Below are 15,122 nucleotides of genomic sequence, written 5' to 3' on the forward strand. Positions count from 1 at the left end.
GACGGTACGAGGGTTCCTGACGGACCGTCAATTAGTCGTACGGCGTGGAGTTGTGCGGGATGGGGCGGTGCTCGGCGCCGGTCCCGTCTGGCAGCTCGGGCACCAGTAGGTGGGGCGTTCGCGGGAGCCGTCGCCCTGGTCGGCCACGCGGACGGAGGTGTGGCAGCGCAGGCATGGGCGGGGTGCGCGGCCGTACACGAACAACTCCTGGCCGCGGCGGCCCGTCGTGGTGCGGACCGGGCGGTCGCGGTTGGCCTCCAGGAGCTTCTTGGCGAGTGCGGGCAGCTTCGTCGCGCGGTCGGCGGGCAGTGCGCCGATGGGGAGCCAGGGGGTGGCGCCGAGCAGGAAGCAGAGCTCGCTCTTGTAGACATTGCCGATGCCGGCGAGGTTGCGCTGGTCCAGGAGGGCCTCGCCGAGCGGGCGGGCGGGGTCGGCGAGCAGGTTGGCCAGCGCCTGCTCCGGGTCCCAGTCCGGGCCGAGGAGGTCGGGGCCGAGATGGCCGACGGCGCGCTGTTCGTCGGCGGTGCGCAGGAGGTCGAGGACGGGGAGGCGGTAGCCGACTGCTGTGCGGTCGGCGTTGCCCAGGATCACGCGGATCTGGTGGGACGGGCCGCCGGTCCAGCGCATGCCGTTCGCGTACACCTTCCAGGAGCCGTCCATCCTCAGGTGGGAGTGGAGCGTCAGGCCGCCCTCGATACGCGTCAGGAGGTGCTTGCCGCGTGGGGTGACGTCCAGGACGGTGCGGCCCGTGAGGTCGGTCGTGGCGTACTTGGGCACCCGGAAGTCGCTACGGATCAGCACCTTGCCGGCGAGGGCGTCGTGCAGGCGTCTCGCCGTCTGCCAGACCGTGTCTCCTTCGGGCATGGGGCAAGGGTGTCACGGGCGGGCACTCGCGGGCTCGGAGAGCGAGCCCCTGTGGTTACGCCCGCAGCCTCAGGCCTCGCGGAGTTGCGATGAAGCCTGCTCCTTCCAGGAGGGTGCCGATGGGGGACGTCAGGGCCGAGGCGCCGTTGACCCGCTCCACCGTGACGGTGCCGAGGGAGCCTGCTCGGGCGGCTGCGGCAAGAGCCTGCGCGGCTGCCTGCAGACGTGGGTCCTCGGTGGCGGTGCCTTCCGGGTCGGCGGGCCAGGCCAGCAGTGTCTTGCCGCCGCGCTCCATGTAGAGCGTCAGCTCACCGTCGACGAGGACCACCAGGGAGCCCGCCTTTCGCCCCGGCTTGTGCCCCGCGCCGGTCGGGGGCTCCGGCCAGGGCAGCGCAGCGCCGTACGCGTTCGCCGGATCGGCTGCGGCGAGGACGACGGCTCGGGAGTCGGGAGTGGGGCGGGGGCGTCGATCGGGGAAAGCAGAGCCGTACGGGACGGGTGTCGTGCCGGGGCCGTTTCGGGGGCCGCCTGCGCCTGGGGACGCGAAGTCGCGGGGCGAGACGTATTCGTCCCGTGAGGTGCGGGCGGGCGGGAGACCGAAGTCGTCCTCGAAGCCGGTGATGTCGAACTCGGGCCGGTCCCGGCCGGCACGGTCCCCGCTCCGGGCGGGGCCGCTCCCCGAGTCGAAGCCGGCCGTCCAGTCGAAGGTGTCGGGATCTTCGGAGCTGTGTGGTGTGTGTCCGTGGGGCGTTCCGGCGCTCGGGTCGCCGGGCGCGGTGAAGGCGTGGGAGGAGCCGAAGGGACCGGCGGGGAAGCCGCTCGGTGTGCCGTCGGCCGACGGCTGCGGCAGGGTTTCACCGCGGTCGCGGGCGTTGGAGACCGCGCGCAGGCGGTCCACCGCGCCGTCCATCGCGAACTGGGCCGCGCCCAGCCCCTCCACGACATAGCCGCGCCGTGCCTGGCCGCTCTCCTCGAAGGCGGACAGGATGCGGTACGTCGCCGAGAAGCCGCCCTCGACACCTTCCGCGGAGACGGCGCCCCGGGTGACCACGCCGTGCCGGTCGAGGAGGGTACGGGCGACGGCGTGCGCGCGCACCGTCGGGTCCGTCTCCCGTGCCGGGAGCAGGGACCAGCGGCCGGCGACGGTCGGTGGACCGCTGCGGGAGGCTGGGCGGGCCGCGGCGGTCAGGGAGCCGTAACGCCCGCGAGGGACACTGCGCTTGGCGCGGTGGGCTGTGGAGCCCGCGGTGCGGCCCGAGCCCAGCAGCGAGCGCATGGGCGCCAATGTGTCGTTCGTGAGATGTCCGGACCAGGCCAGGTCCCAGACGGCGTCGGCGAGTTGCGGATCGGTGACGTCGGGGTGGGTGGTCGCACGGATCTGGTCGGCGATCTGGCGGAAGAACAGGCCGTAGCCCCCGGAGAGCGCGTCCAGTACGGACTGGTGGAGCGCGGTCAGTTCCAGCGGGTGTGGCGGGGGCTGGAGCAGGGGAGCAGCGTCCGCCAGGTAGAGGGAGACCCAGCCGTCCTTGCCGGGAAGGGCGCCTGCGCCGGCCCAGACGACCTCTCCGGCGGCGGTGAGCTCGTCGAGCATCGCGGGCGTGTAGTTGGCGACACGGGACGGCAGCACCAGCTTCTCCAGGGCCGACGCCGGCACCGATGCGCCCTGCAACTGCTCGACGGCACGCACCAGTCCGTCGACACCGCGCAGGCCGTGCCCCTTGCCGATGTGCTGCCACTGCGGCAGGAACTGGGCGAGCGCGGCCGGTGCCACCGGTTCCAGCTCGTGCCGTAGCGCGGCCAGGGAACGGCGGCGCAGTCGGCGCAGCACTGCCGCGTCGCACCACTCCTGCCCGATGCCCGCCGGATGGAACTCGCCCTGCACGACACGACCGTTCGCAGCGAGGCGCTGGAGTGCGCCTTCCGTGACGGCCACCCCCAGGCCGAAACGGGCCGCCGCGGTGGCCGATGTGAAGGGGCCGTGGGTGCGGGCGTAGCGGGCGAAGAGGTCGCCGAGGGGGTCCTTCACCGGCTCCGTGAAAGCCTCCGGGACGCCGACCGGCAGGGCCGTGCCGAGGGCGTCGCGCAGGCGGCCCGCGTCCTCGATCGCCGCCCAGTGGTCCACGCCGGCGATGCGGACCCTGATCGCGCGGCGGGCGCGGGCCAGCTCCTGCGCCCACTGCGGCTCGGCGCCGCGCTCCGCCAGTTCCGCGTCGGTCAACGGGCCGAGCAGGCGCAGCAGGTCGGCGACACCCTCGGCGTCCTTGACGCGCCGGTCCTCGGTGAGCCATTGGAGCTCCCGCTCCAGCTCGGTCAGCACCTCGGCGTCGAGCAGCTCGCGCAGCTCCGCCTGGCCCAGCAGCTCGGCCAGCAGCCGCGAGTCCAGGGAGAGCGCGGCGGCGCGGCGCTCGGCGAGCGGCGAGTCCCCCTCGTAGAGGAACTGGGCGACGTATCCGAAGAGGAGGGAACGGGCGAAGGGGGAGGGCTCGGGGGTGGTGACCTCGACCAGGCGTACCTTGCGGGACTCCAGGTCACCCATCAGCTCGACGAGGCCGGGGACGTCGAAGACGTCCTGAAGGCACTCACGGACTGCTTCCAGGACGATCGGGAACGAGCCGAACTCGCTGGCCACCTGCAGCAGTTGGGAGGCGCGCTGGCGCTGCTGCCACAACGGGGTGCGCTTACCCGGGTTGCGGCGCGGCAGCAGCAGCGCGCGGGCCGCGCACTCGCGGAAGCGGGACGCGAACAGGGCGGAGCTGCCCACCTGGTCGGTGACCACCTGGTCGACCTCGCCCTTGTCGAAGACGACGTCCGCGGCGCCGACGGGTGCCTGGTCGGCGTCGTACTCCGTGCCCGCCTTCATCGGCTCCTGGTCGAGCAGGTCCAGGCCCATGAGGTCGGCGTCCGGGAGGCGCAGCACGATGCCGTCGTCGGCGTGCATGACCTGGGCGTCCATGCCGTACCGCTCGGAGAGCTTGGCGCCGAGAGCTAGTGCCCACGGCGCGTGCACCTGGGCACCGAAGGGGGAGTGGACGACGACCCGCCAGTCGCCGAGCTCGTCGCGGAAGCGCTCCACGACGATGGTGCGGTCGTCCGGGACATGACCGCAGGCCTCGCGTTGCTCGTCCAGATAGGACAGGACGTTGTCCGCGGCCCAGGCGTCCAGGCCCGCCGCGAGGAGGCGCAGCCGGGCGTCCTCCTTGGGCAGCGAACCGACCTCGCGCAGGAACTGGCCGACCGCGCGGCCCAGTTCGAGCGGGCGGCCGAGCTGGTCGCCCTTCCAGAAGGGGAGCCGTCCCGGTACGCCCGGAGCGGGGGAGACCAGGACGCGGTCGCGGGTGATGTCCTCGATGCGCCAGGAACTGGTGCCGAGCGTGAACACATCGCCCACGCGTGACTCGTAGACCATCTCCTCGTCGAGCTCGCCGACCCGGCCCCCGCCCTTCTTGGGGTCGGCTCCGGCGAGGAAGACCCCGAAGAGCCCGCGGTCGGGGATGGTGCCGCCGGAGGTGACGGCGAGGCGCTGAGCACCGGGGCGGCCGGTGACCGTGCCGGCGACGCGGTCCCACACCACGCGCGGGCGCAGCTCGGCGAACGCGTCGGACGGATAGCGGCCCGCGAGCATGTCGAGGACCGCCGTGAAAGCCGACTCCGGGAGCGAGGCGAAGGGCGCGGCCCGGCGGACCGTGGCGAGCAGGTCGTCGACCTGCCAGGTGTCCAGGGCCGTCATCGCCACCAGTTGCTGTGCCAGCACGTCCAGGGGGTTGGCGGGGACCTTCAGGGATTCGATGGAGCCGGTGCGCATGCGCTCGGTGACCACCGCCGCCTGGACGAGGTCGCCGCGGTACTTGGGGAAGACCACGCCGGTGGAGACCGCGCCCACCTGGTGTCCCGCGCGGCCCACGCGCTGCAGACCGGAGGCGACGGACGGCGGGGACTCCACTTGGACGACGAGGTCCACGGCACCCATGTCGATGCCCAGCTCGAGGCTGGAGGTGGCGACCACGGCGGGCAGGCGGCCCGCCTTGAGGTCCTCCTCGACGAGGGCGCGCTGCTCCTTGGAGACCGAGCCGTGGTGGGCACGGGCGATGACGGGTGGTGCACCCTGCGCCGCTCCGGAGCCGCCCATGAGCTCGGCCGGGGCGTGGTGCTCGTCCAGCGTCTCGCCGGTGGCCCGCTCGTACGCGATCTCATTGAGCCTGTTGCACAGGCGCTCCGCGAGACGACGGGAGTTGGCGAACACGATCGTGGAACGGTGTGCCTGGACGAGGTCGGTGATCCGCTCCTCGACATGCGGCCAGATCGACGGGCGCTCCGTGCCCTCCGACCCGTCGGCGACCGGGGAGCCGCCCAGTTCTCCCAGGTCCTCGACCGGGACGACCACCGAGAGGTCGAACTCCTTGCCCGACTTCGGCTGGACGATCTCCACCTTGCGGCGCGGAGAGAGATACCGCGCGACCTCGTCGACCGGGCGGACCGTCGCCGACAGGCCGATGCGGCGGGCCGGCTTCGGCAGGATCTCGTCCAGCCGCTCCAGGGAGAGCGCGAGATGCGCGCCGCGCTTGGTGCCCGCCACCGCGTGCACCTCGTCGAGGATCACCGTCTCGATGCCGGTCAGCGCGTCGCGCGTGGCCGACGTCAGCATCAGGAACAGGGACTCCGGGGTGGTGATCAGGATGTCCGGGGGGCGGGTGGACAGGGCGCGGCGCTCGGCGGCCGGGGTGTCGCCGGAGCGGATGCCCACCTTCACCTCGGGCTCGGGCAGCCCCCGGCGCACGGATTCCTGGCGGATACCGGTCAAGGGGCTGCGGAGGTTGCGCTCGACGTCGACTGCGAGAGCCTTGAGCGGGGACACGTACAGGACGCGGCAGCGCTTCCGGGGGTCTGCGGGCGGCGGTGTCGAGGCCAGCTGGTCCAGGGCGGCGAGGAACGCAGCCAGGGTCTTGCCGGAGCCGGTGGGGGCGACCACCAGCACGTCCGAGCCCTCTCTGATGGCCTGCCACGCGCCTGCCTGGGCCGCGGTGGGCGCGGAGAAGGCCCCCGTGAACCAGCCGCGGGTCGCGGGGGAGAAGCCGTCGAGGGCTCGGTGTGCGGAGCTGACCATGCGTCCATCCTGCACCCGGCCACTGACAATGGCTCTGGCCTGCGTTTTCGCGGCGCTGAGCTTGGGCCGGGCGCGATGTGGTTCGTCGTGGGTCGGGGTCGCGGCGGTGTGGCGAGCCCGCCGCCCGCGGGAGATCGGCCTGGTGTCGGCGGGGCCGGCAGCGGGACGACGTGCGCGGCGGGCTGCGCCGCACCGCCGCGACCCGCTCCCGTGCGGCGGCGGCTGCGGGTGGGTGGGGGTGCGGGCGTGGGGGCTGCTTTGGGCCGGGTCGACGGAGAATGGCGGTATGGCGGGTTCGGGGAAGGAGTTGGCTCGGCACTGGCAGTACGCCGAGCTGCCCGGGGTCGATCTGCTGCGTGCCCGGTACATCCGCAAGGAGTTCGTGCGGCATACGCACGAGAACTTCGTCATCGCCGCCATCGCCGACGGGGTCGAGGTCTTTCACCATCGCGGGGCCGATCAGTACGCGGGGGCGGGGGCGCTCGCGCTGGTCAATCCGGACACCCCGCACACGGGGCGGGCCGGTGTGCCCGAGGGGTGGCGGTACGGGGCCGTGTATCCGTCGCCGGAGGTGGTGGCCGAGATCGCGGCCGAGACCACGTTCATCCGGGGAACGCCCGGGTTCGTCAGTCCGGTGCTCGACGATCCGTACACGGTGGGACTTGTGCATCAGGTGCTGCGTGCCGCGGAGGACGGCAATGCCCTGGCCGCCGACACGCTGCTGCGGGTCGCGGTGACGAGGCTGCTGCGGCTCAATGGTGGGTCGTTGCCGCAGCGGGAGGTGCGGACGGCGGGTGCCCGGATCGCGGCACGCGCGCGTGCAGTGCTGGAGGAGCGGCTGGCCGAGCCTCCGACCCTGGAGAGGCTTGCGGCCGATCTCGGTACCAGTCCGTTCGCTCTGCTGCGGGCGTTCCGGGACACCTACGGGATGCCGCCGCACACCTGGCTCACGGACGCGCGGGTACGGCGGGCGCGGCGGCTTCTGGACGCCGGCACGACGCCCGCGGAGACTGCCGTCGCCGTCGGGTTCACCGATCAGCCGCACCTGAACCGGCACTTCACCCGGATCGTCGGTGTGCCCCCTGGGGCGTACCGGCGTGAGCGCAAGAACGTACAAGACGCGCGAGGGGGACTGCTCCTACCGTCGGGTGCGTGGCAGAACAGACAGCTCTCACAGGCATACGTCCGGAAGACGGAGGAAAAGCGGATTCCGCCGTCGTACGGGATGCGCTCGGAGTCGGCGTCGCCGTCGGACTGTCCGGCTTCGCCTTCGGGGTGACCTCGGCCGGCAGCGGGCTCACGCTGCTGCAGACGTGCGCGCTCAGCCTCCTGGTGTTCACCGGTGCATCCCAGTTCGCCCTCGTGGGGGCGCTCGCGGCCGGTGGCAACCCGCTCACGGCAGCGGCGGGCGCCTTCTTCCTGGGGGTGCGCAACGCGTTCTACGGGCTCCGTCTGTCGCAGTTGCTGGCACTCCCGCGCGCGGTGCGGCCGTTCGCCGCCCAGTGGGTCATCGACGAGACCACCGCGGTCGCGCTGGCACAGCCCACCCGGCGGGGTACGCGCATCGGCTTCGCCGTCACCGGGCTCAGCCTGTACCTGCTGTGGAACCTCACCACGTTCCTCGGCGCACTGGGCGCCGACGCCATCGGGGACACGGACGCATGGGGCCTCGACGCCGCCGGGCCGGCCGTTTTCCTCGCTCTGCTCGCGCCGATGGTCAAGACCACCACCGAGCGCGCGGTGGCCGGCCTCGCCGTCCTTCTGGGGCTCGGTCTGCTGCCCGTGCTGCCCGCCGGAGTGCCTGTCCTGGTGGCCGCGCTGGCAGCGCCCGGCGTGCTCTGCCTTGAGGGCCGCCGCCGGGGCACGTCACGCAAGGAAGCACTCGAGAACGACGTACCAGGGGAGGACCGTTGAACACCTGGATCGCGATCGGCGCGACCGCCTTCGGCTGTTACGTCGTCAAGCTCGCCGGACTGCTCGTACCCGCGGGCGTGCTCGAGAAGCCGCTCGTCAGGCGTCTGGCCGCGATGTTGCCGGTGGCCCTTCTCGCCGCTCTCACGGCCCAGCAGACCTTCGCCGACGGGCACGCCCTGGTGCTCGATGCGCGGGTCGCAGGGCTCGCCGCAGCCGCCGTGGCGCTGGTCCTGCGCGCCCCGTTCCTGCTCGTGGTGGCGGCGGCCGTCGTGGTGACCGCCGGAGTGCGCGCCATGGGCGGGTGACGGCGCCGGGTCAGCCGATGGGACGCCCGTGCGCCCTGAGGGTGTGCAGCGCCTCGATCGTCGCCATGGGGCGAGCTTCCAGGGCGGTTCCCGGTGCCCACCGGTGCCGGCGGACGGGCCAGCCGCCGTCCTCGTGCTGCCCCTCCGCGAGGAAGTCGAGTGAGCGCGTCATCTCCGCATCCGTGAACCACGCGCGCGCCAGAGAGCCCGGCGTCTTCGCGTAGTCGTGCGGGAAGTGGTGCGCATCAGGCGCGTAGCCGAGGGCGACCGGGTATGCGTCGAGGCGGTCGGGCTCCAGAGCCGCGAGCCGGTGTTCGCGCACCAGGCGGCCGAGACGGTCGGCAGCCGCCTCCGCGCGCGGGCGATCGGGAGCGGAGTCCAGGAAGGCCACGGCGGCCTCGATCTCGTAGGGGTGGGACTTCTCCAGCGACTCGACCGCATGCCAGCAGAAGTCCGTGGCCCTGAACAGCCAGGCATGCCACACCTCGTTGCGGTTCAGCAGGCCCACCACCGGGCCCGTGGTGAGGAGTTCGCTGGGCGGGTCGTCCACGATCGGCATGAAAGGGGCCGCCGGATAGCCGCGCTGGCTGGGACGGATCGCCGGCAGGGCACCGTCCGTCGTGGACACAGCCGTCAGATGGCGGCACACGCGCTCCACCCGCTGTCCGCCACAGCGCCCGATGGCATCCAGAACACGCAGCGCGTGCACAGTGTGCAGCGGCTGGCTGACCGGGCCGCGCAGATCGGGCTCCAGCGCGTGGCCGTACCCGCCGTCCTCGTTGCGGTACGCGTCCAGCGCGGTCTCCACCGGGTCGGCGCCCCCGTTCAGGAAGTGGTACGCGAAGAGGCGCTGTTCCAGCACGCGCGCGGTGAGCCAGACGAAGTGCTCGGCGCGGAAGAGCGGGGAGCGTGCCGGGGGCGAGGCAGGGAGTGGGGAAGCTCCTGTTTCGGACATGCGTCAGACCGTAGGGCGGAAAGCGGTCTCGGCAAGGGGTCCCGGCTCAGGCCCACCCTCAGGGGCGGGATACTGGAGTCATGCGGTTGACGGTCTTCTGGCAGCGGATGGCGGATCACTTCGGTCCGGGATACGCCGACACCTTCGCACGCGACCACGTGATGGCGGAGCTCGGCGGTCGCACGGTGCGCGGGGCGCTGGACGCCGGCTGGGATGCCAAGGACGTGTGGCGCGTGGTCTGCACAGTCATGGACGTTCCGCGGGAGAAGCACTGATCGGTCACGAAGATCGCAGGACGGTAGTTGATTGTCAGACCAGTGGGCGAGACTTGATCCGTGGCACCCACTGACGAGGCCGGGCAGACGGCCCAGCACGCATCCCCGTTCGGCACGACGCCGCCCGGCAGACGCCCGGCCGACGCCGCCGGGCCGAGCGTGCGCATGCCGCGCTGGCTGCCGCGCGCCGTGGTGCTCGTCCTCGCCCTCTACGCTGCCTTCCAGCTGGGCACTTGGGCGTTCCACCAGCTCACCGGCCTGCTGATCAACATTCTCATCGCGTTCTTCCTGGCTCTGGCCGTCGAGCCCGCGGTGAGCTGGATGGCCTCGCGCGGCATACGCAGGGGGCTGGCCACGGGCTTCGTCTTCCTCGCCGTAATGATCATGGCGGCGGGCTTCGTGACCCTGCTCGGTTCCATGCTCGCGGGACAGATCATCAAGATCGTCGAGGAGTTCCCGAACTACCTCGACTCCGTCATCAACTGGGTCAACACGCACTTCCACACCGAGCTCAGACGGGTCGACGTCCAGGAGGGCCTGCTCCGCTCCAACTGGCTGCGCAACTACGTGCAGAACAGCGCCACCGGGGTGCTGGACGTGTCCGCCCAGGTCATCGGCGGTCTCTTCCAGCTGCTGACGGTCGCGCTGTTCTCGTTCTACTTCGCCGCAGACGGCCCGCGGCTGCGCCGCGCGATCTGCTCCGTCCTGCCGCCCGCGCGTCAGGCCGAGGTGCTGCGTGCGTGGGAGATCGCCGTCGACAAGACCGGCGGTTACATATACTCGCGCGGCCTGATGGCGCTCATCTCCGGCATAGCGCACTACATCCTGCTGCAGATCCTTGGTGTGCCCTACGCGCCCGTGCTCGGCGTCTGGGTGGGCCTGGTCTCCCAGTTCATCCCGACCATCGGCACCTACCTCGCAGGCGCCCTGCCCATGCTGATCGCCTTCACCGTCGATCCCTGGTACGCGCTGTGGGTGCTGATCTTCGTCGTGGTCTACCAGCAGTTCGAGAACTACATGCTGCAGCCCAAGCTGACCGCGAAGACCGTCGACATCCACCCCGCCGTCGCCTTCGGTTCGGTCATCGCCGGCACCGCGCTCCTCGGCGCCGTCGGCGCGCTGATCGCCATCCCCGCGGTCGCCACTCTGCAGGCGTTCCTGGGGGCGTACGTGAAGCGGTACGCCGTCACGGACGACCCTCGTGTCCACGGCCACCGCAGAGGGGGATCGGGGCCTGGTCTGCTCACGCGCGCGAGGCAGTTGTGGATACGGCAGCCAGGGATGGCACAGGACGAAGCGATGGAATCCGGGGAGGGTTCCTCCTGAGGCACGGCCCGATGAGCGGGCACAACCGGCTCAGTACGTGAGGACGGCCCACACCCCGGCGCCGATGACGGCGGCCACGTAGCAACCGGTCGCCGCGGCCACGATCCGCCGCCGGACCGTCTCGCTCCAGGACGTGCCGGACAGCAGCCGGGCCAGCACCGGCAGGACGAGCACCGCATGCAGGCTGACTCCGTGCAGCGGCTTGAGCGACGCCGTCGAGTGGTAGGCCGCCTCCTGGTGTCCGGTCCGGGTGAGCACGACGCCGCGCGCGATCATCGCTGCGCCCGAAGAGAGCGCGACGAGCAGGATCGCGAAGCCGGAACGCACCGCGAGCGCCATCCCCGCGGGACCTGCGGGTCGGTGCCGGAACGACGCGACGGCGAACAAGGTGAGCAGCACCACGAGGACACCACCGCCCACCGCGAGCGTCATGGACACCGCGGTGTCGAACGGTGTCTCCATGTCGAGGTGCGAGGGCACCCGGCGCCAGGCCTGAAGAGTGATACCGCCGACCTCCACGACGCAGTCGGCGGCGAACACGACGAGCAGCAGAGCGCGCAGCCGCGAACCGATGCGCAGATACGACGTCACCCAGGTCACCGCGATCAGCGTCGCCCCGAAGGACAGTCCGAAGGTGACGGGCTTGCGCCAGGAGACGGGCCCGTCCCAGGGGCCGCCGTCGGCAGCGAACACCACCAGGTGCACGAGGCCGGAGAGGATCAGAAGAAGTCCGACCGTGTGGCAGAGGCGCTCCGCCGGGCGGTCCCCCGCCGTGGCGGCAACGACAGGGGGACGTTCCGCCGTGCCGTCTTCCCGGGTGAGCTTCGTCGTCTCCATGCCCTCAGCCTCGCGAGAGCGCCCCCTTCGGTCGTCGTCCGGCCGAAGACACCCGCCGTACGCCGTGGGGAGTAGCCGAACGGGGCGCAGGCACGAACAACGGCCGCACGGCTCGCAGTCCGGCCCGTTGTCGGACCGCGGACGTAGGGTCGGAGGTGTCGCATGGTGCGCTTGACACGAAAATCGAACATCCATTCTTATGGAGGTTCCGGCGAGGCTCTCGACGGGTAATTCGCCGCGGTTTTGGCGGAGATGTACCCGAGTTATCCACAGGCCGGACGGGCGTCGGGGCGCATTGTCAGTGGCAGGCGTTAGCGTCTTTGACGTGAAGCGATCGACTCAAGCAAACCGGGTGGAACCCATGGCAGGAACCGACCGCGAGAAGGCGCTCGACGCCGCGCTCGCACAGATTGAACGGCAGTTCGGCAAGGGCGCTGTGATGCGCCTCGGCGAGCGACCGAACGAGCCCATCGAGGTCATCCCCACCGGGTCGACCGCACTCGACGTCGCTCTCGGCGTCGGCGGCCTGCCGCGTGGCCGTGTCGTGGAGGTGTATGGCCCGGAGTCCTCCGGTAAGACGACCCTGACCCTGCACGCGGTGGCGAACGCGCAGAAGGCCGGCGGCCAGGTCGCCTTCGTGGACGCAGAGCACGCCCTCGACCCCGAGTACGCGAAGAAGCTCGGCGTCGACATCGACAACCTGATCCTCTCCCAGCCGGACAACGGCGAGCAGGCCCTGGAGATCGTGGACATGCTGGTCCGCTCCGGCGCCCTCGACCTCATCGTCATCGACTCCGTCGCCGCGCTCGTCCCGCGTGCGGAGATCGAGGGCGAGATGGGCGACAGCCACGTCGGTCTCCAGGCCCGTCTGATGAGCCAGGCCCTGCGGAAGATCACCAGCGCGCTCAACCAGTCCAAGACCACCGCGATCTTCATCAACCAGCTCCGCGAGAAGATCGGCGTGATGTTCGGCTCCCCGGAGACCACGACCGGTGGCCGGGCGCTGAAGTTCTACGCCTCGGTGCGCATCGACATCCGCCGCATCGAGACCCTGAAGGACGGCACCGAGGCGGTCGGTAACCGCACCCGCTGCAAGGTCGTCAAGAACAAGGTCGCCCCGCCCTTCAAGCAGGCCGAGTTCGACATCCTCTACGGCCAGGGCATCAGCCGCGAGGGCGGCCTGATCGACATGGGCGTGGAGCACGGCTTCGTCCGTAAGGCCGGCGCCTGGTACACGTACGAGGGCGACCAGCTCGGCCAGGGCAAGGAGAACGCGCGCAACTTCCTGAAGGACAACCCCGACCTGGCCAACGAGATCGAGAAGAAGATCAAGGAGAAGCTGGGCGTCGGCGTGCGTCCGGAGGAGCCCACCGCTGAGCCGGGCGCGGACGCCGCCGTCTCCGCCACCGCGGACGAGGCCGCGAAGGCGGTGCCCGCTCCTGCGGTCAAGGCGGCCAAGGCCAAGGCTCCGGCTGCCAAGAGCTGACGTATGACACGGCGAACCGACTGGGCCGAGTACGCCTACCCGGACCCTCCGCGAGGGCGGGGCGGGAGAGGCGACGCGGCTCTTGCCGGGGCGGACGGTGATGAGTACGGGGCCGATGTGGGGCACGGCACGCACGGGGGACAGGACCGCGCGAGGTCACGCGGCACGACGGCGTACGGCACCGGGGGGTCGTACGGCGAAGAGCCGGGCGGCAGCGAGTGGCCGGACGACGGGGGACCGGACGGTTTGGGCTCGTCGGACGGTGGTTCGCGCCGTGGCGGCCGGGCTCGTGGGGCGGGCGGCTCCCGCGGGCGTCGGCAGCGGCGCCGCGGTGAGCCGTCCGGTGAGGACGGGGGCTCCGCCTCCTCGTCGAGGGCCGAGCAGGAGGAGTCCTCAGGGGACCCGGTGGAGCAGGCACGGGCGATCTGCCTGCGCCTGCTCACCGGGACCCCGCGCACGCGCAAGCAGCTCGCCGACGCCCTGCGCAAGCGGGAGATTCCGGACCAGGCCGCCGAGGAGGTGCTGTCACGGTTCGAGGAAGTCGGGCTGATCAACGACAGCGCGTTCGCGGACGCCTGGGTGGAGTCCCGGCACCACGGCCGGGGGCTCGCCCGGCGGGCACTGGCCCAGGAACTGCGGACCAAGGGCGTCGACTCCACGCTGATCGACGCGGCCGTCTCCCAGCTCGACTCGGAGCAGGAAGAGGCGACCGCGCGCGAACTCGTCGCCCGCAAGCTGCGCTCCACCCGCGGCCTCGACCGCGACAAGCGCCTGCGTCGCCTCGCGGGCATGCTCGCCCGCAAGGGCTACTCCGAGGGCATGGCGCTGCGGGTGGTGCGGCAGGCGCTGGAGGAGGAGGGGGAGGACACGGAGTTCCTCGGGGACGAGGGGTTCTGACGGGGCAGGAGCCACAGAGGTGTGGCCGCCGGGATGCGTGCCGCGCTCGGTACGGCGTGACCGTCGAACCCGGCGGCGCGGTCCCTCCTTGCCGGTGCTGTCGCCCGCGCCGAGGCCATGTCGAGCGGCTGCTGAGTACCGGCGTCTGCGACGACCGATCGCCGACCGCCTATGACGTCACCGGCAGCCCCGCCGCCTTCCACGCCTGGAACCCGCCGACCAGATCCGTGGCTCGTCCCAGCCCCAGACCGTGCAGGGAGGCCGCCGCGAGGCTCGACGCATAGCCCTCGTTGCAGATCACCACGACCCGCACCTCGTGACTCGTGGCCTCGGGCACGCGGTGGCTGCCCTGCGGGTCGAGGCGCCACTCCAGCTCGTTGCGCTCGACGACGAGGGCGCCCGGGATCAGCCCGTCCCGCTCGCGCAGGGCGGCATATCGGATGTCGACCAGGAGCGCGTCGCCGGCGCGAGCAGCGTCGTACGCCTCCTTCGGCTCGATCCGCTCGTAGCCTCCGCGCACCCGCTCCAGCAACTCGTCGATGCCGACGGGCTGTTCACCCGTGCCGCCCGCTTGCCCGCCGACCGGACCGTCGCCGCTCACTGCCAGTCCTCCGGGCGCTCGACCTGCTCCAGGCGCAGGACCTGGCCCACACGGCTGTAGCGGCGGATCTGCGGCAGCGGCGGGTAGTAGGCGTGGACGGAGACCGCGTGTTCGTCGGTGGACTCGTTGAGCACCTCGTGGACATGGTGGCGGCCGAAGGCGCGACCCTTGCCGGCCGGCAGCTGCCGCTCCCGGTCCACGCCGTCGGTGAGTTCCAGGGTCTTCCAGCCGTCGGCGGGCAGCCGGGCGGTGAGCGAGTTCTCCCTGAGCTCACCGGACGCAGTCACGAAGGCGCCGACCGACTCGGCGTGGTCGTGCCAGCCGGTGCCCGTGCCGGGCGGCCAGCCGATCAGCCAGGCCTCGCTGCCGCCGGGCCCCTCCAGGCGCACCCAGGTGCGGCCCTCGGGATCGAGCGGCAGGGAGGCGATCAGCTCCGCGTCAGCGGCCGTACGTCGTACGAAGTCGAGGAGGTCCGCCTGTGTCGGAGCCTGGGTGGCTGCGGCGGCAGACGGAGGGGCAGAAGGGGAGACAGACACGTGGCACCGTCCTGAAGGAGCGTTC

Annotated in this window: 13 protein-coding genes; 7 read left to right on the plus strand and 6 right to left on the minus strand. The window is 71.8% G+C overall.

Features of this window, described 5'->3' with window-relative positions:
* Window positions 1–27: 27 nt before the first annotated feature.
* Both AB0N07_RS26740 and AB0N07_RS26745 read right to left on the minus strand, forming a co-directional pair.
* Window positions 28–864, minus strand: a complete 837-nt coding sequence (locus AB0N07_RS26740; RefSeq protein ID WP_365839225.1) for a DNA-formamidopyrimidine glycosylase family protein — start codon at window positions 862–864, stop codon at window positions 28–30.
* A 55-nt stretch (window positions 865–919) separates the two neighbouring features.
* On the minus strand, window positions 920–5,965 hold the full coding sequence (locus AB0N07_RS26745) for an ATP-dependent helicase (protein ID WP_365839227.1): 5,046 nt from the start codon (window positions 5,963–5,965) through the stop codon (window positions 920–922).
* 286 nt (window positions 5,966–6,251) lie between these two features.
* Between AB0N07_RS26745 and AB0N07_RS26750 the strand changes: the two genes are divergently transcribed.
* Genes AB0N07_RS26750 through AB0N07_RS26760 form a run of 3 tightly spaced genes read left to right on the plus strand, consistent with a single transcriptional unit; the run spans window position 6,252 to window position 8,184 of the window.
* The gene (locus AB0N07_RS26750; protein ID WP_365839229.1) at window positions 6,252–7,244 is read left to right on the plus strand and encodes an AraC family transcriptional regulator; all 993 of its coding nucleotides are present in this window, start codon (window positions 6,252–6,254) and stop codon (window positions 7,242–7,244) included.
* Entirely contained in the window at window positions 7,145–7,879 is a 735-nt protein-coding gene (locus AB0N07_RS26755) for an AzlC family ABC transporter permease (RefSeq protein ID WP_365839300.1), read from the plus strand. The genes AB0N07_RS26750 and AB0N07_RS26755 overlap by 100 nt, the downstream gene beginning before the upstream one ends.
* The gene (locus AB0N07_RS26760) at window positions 7,876–8,184 is read left to right on the plus strand and encodes an AzlD domain-containing protein (RefSeq protein WP_365839231.1); all 309 of its coding nucleotides are present in this window, start codon (window positions 7,876–7,878) and stop codon (window positions 8,182–8,184) included. Before AB0N07_RS26755 ends, AB0N07_RS26760 begins: the two co-directional genes overlap by 4 nt.
* A gap of 10 nt (window positions 8,185–8,194) precedes the next feature.
* Here AB0N07_RS26760 and AB0N07_RS26765 read toward each other — a convergent pair whose 3' ends face one another.
* Entirely contained in the window at window positions 8,195–9,139 is a 945-nt protein-coding gene (locus AB0N07_RS26765) for a hypothetical protein (RefSeq protein ID WP_365839233.1), read from the minus strand.
* A gap of 80 nt (window positions 9,140–9,219) precedes the next feature.
* Here AB0N07_RS26765 and AB0N07_RS26770 point away from each other — a divergent pair, with 80 nt between their 5' ends.
* Both AB0N07_RS26770 and AB0N07_RS26775 read left to right on the plus strand, forming a co-directional pair.
* Window positions 9,220–9,414: a DUF3046 domain-containing protein gene (locus AB0N07_RS26770; protein WP_351482413.1), complete on the plus strand. Its 195-nt coding sequence runs from the start codon at window positions 9,220–9,222 to the stop codon at window positions 9,412–9,414.
* A gap of 60 nt (window positions 9,415–9,474) precedes the next feature.
* On the plus strand, window positions 9,475–10,740 hold the full coding sequence (locus AB0N07_RS26775) for an AI-2E family transporter (RefSeq protein ID WP_365839235.1): 1,266 nt from the start codon (window positions 9,475–9,477) through the stop codon (window positions 10,738–10,740).
* 30 nt (window positions 10,741–10,770) lie between these two features.
* Here the strand turns inward: AB0N07_RS26775 and AB0N07_RS26780 are convergent, their stop codons facing one another.
* A complete protein-coding gene (locus tag AB0N07_RS26780; RefSeq protein ID WP_365839237.1) occupies window positions 10,771–11,577 on the minus strand; it encodes a hypothetical protein in 807 nt (268 codons plus the stop codon).
* 361 nt (window positions 11,578–11,938) lie between these two features.
* On the opposite strand from AB0N07_RS26780, the gene recA reads away from it, so the two are divergent.
* Window positions 11,939–13,063, plus strand: coding sequence for a recombinase RecA (gene recA, locus AB0N07_RS26785; protein WP_365839239.1), 1,125 nt, complete (start codon window positions 11,939–11,941; stop codon window positions 13,061–13,063).
* Window positions 13,064–13,066: 3 nt separating this feature from the next.
* Window positions 13,067–13,960, plus strand: coding sequence for a recombination regulator RecX (gene recX / locus AB0N07_RS26790; protein ID WP_365839241.1), 894 nt, complete (start codon window positions 13,067–13,069; stop codon window positions 13,958–13,960).
* A gap of 169 nt (window positions 13,961–14,129) precedes the next feature.
* On the opposite strand, the gene AB0N07_RS26795 is transcribed toward recX, so the two are convergent.
* Both AB0N07_RS26795 and AB0N07_RS26800 read right to left on the minus strand, forming a co-directional pair.
* Window positions 14,130–14,561: a rhodanese-like domain-containing protein gene (locus AB0N07_RS26795; RefSeq protein WP_365839243.1), complete on the minus strand. Its 432-nt coding sequence runs from the start codon at window positions 14,559–14,561 to the stop codon at window positions 14,130–14,132.
* A complete protein-coding gene (locus AB0N07_RS26800) occupies window positions 14,558–15,097 on the minus strand; it encodes a cysteine dioxygenase (protein WP_365839245.1) in 540 nt (179 codons plus the stop codon). Before AB0N07_RS26800 ends, AB0N07_RS26795 begins: the two co-directional genes overlap by 4 nt.
* Window positions 15,098–15,122: the final 25 nt, after the last annotated feature.

It is taken from the genome of Streptomyces sp. NPDC051172 (assembly GCF_040682555.1).
Lineage (GTDB): Bacteria > Actinomycetota > Actinomycetes > Streptomycetales > Streptomycetaceae > Streptomyces.

Bases quoted from the DNA above. Each gene is read 5' to 3' on its own strand.
- AB0N07_RS26745 (WP_365839227.1), bottom strand. From the start codon at position 5,965: ATGGTCAGCTCCGCACACCGAGCCCTCGACGGCTTCTCCCCCGCGACC.
- AB0N07_RS26750 (WP_365839229.1), top strand. From the start codon at position 6,252: ATGGCGGGTTCGGGGAAGGAGTTGGCTCGGCACTGGCAGTACGCCGAG.
- AB0N07_RS26780 (WP_365839237.1), bottom strand. From the start codon at position 11,577: ATGGAGACGACGAAGCTCACCCGGGAAGACGGCACGGCGGAACGTCCC.
- AB0N07_RS26740 (WP_365839225.1), bottom strand. From the start codon at position 864: ATGCCCGAAGGAGACACGGTCTGGCAGACGGCGAGACGCCTGCACGAC.
- AB0N07_RS26765 (WP_365839233.1), bottom strand. From the start codon at position 9,139: ATGTCCGAAACAGGAGCTTCCCCACTCCCTGCCTCGCCCCCGGCACGC.
- AB0N07_RS26770 (WP_351482413.1), top strand. From the start codon at position 9,220: ATGCGGTTGACGGTCTTCTGGCAGCGGATGGCGGATCACTTCGGTCCG.
- recX (WP_365839241.1), top strand. From the start codon at position 13,067: ATGACACGGCGAACCGACTGGGCCGAGTACGCCTACCCGGACCCTCCG.
- recA (WP_365839239.1), top strand. From the start codon at position 11,939: ATGGCAGGAACCGACCGCGAGAAGGCGCTCGACGCCGCGCTCGCACAG.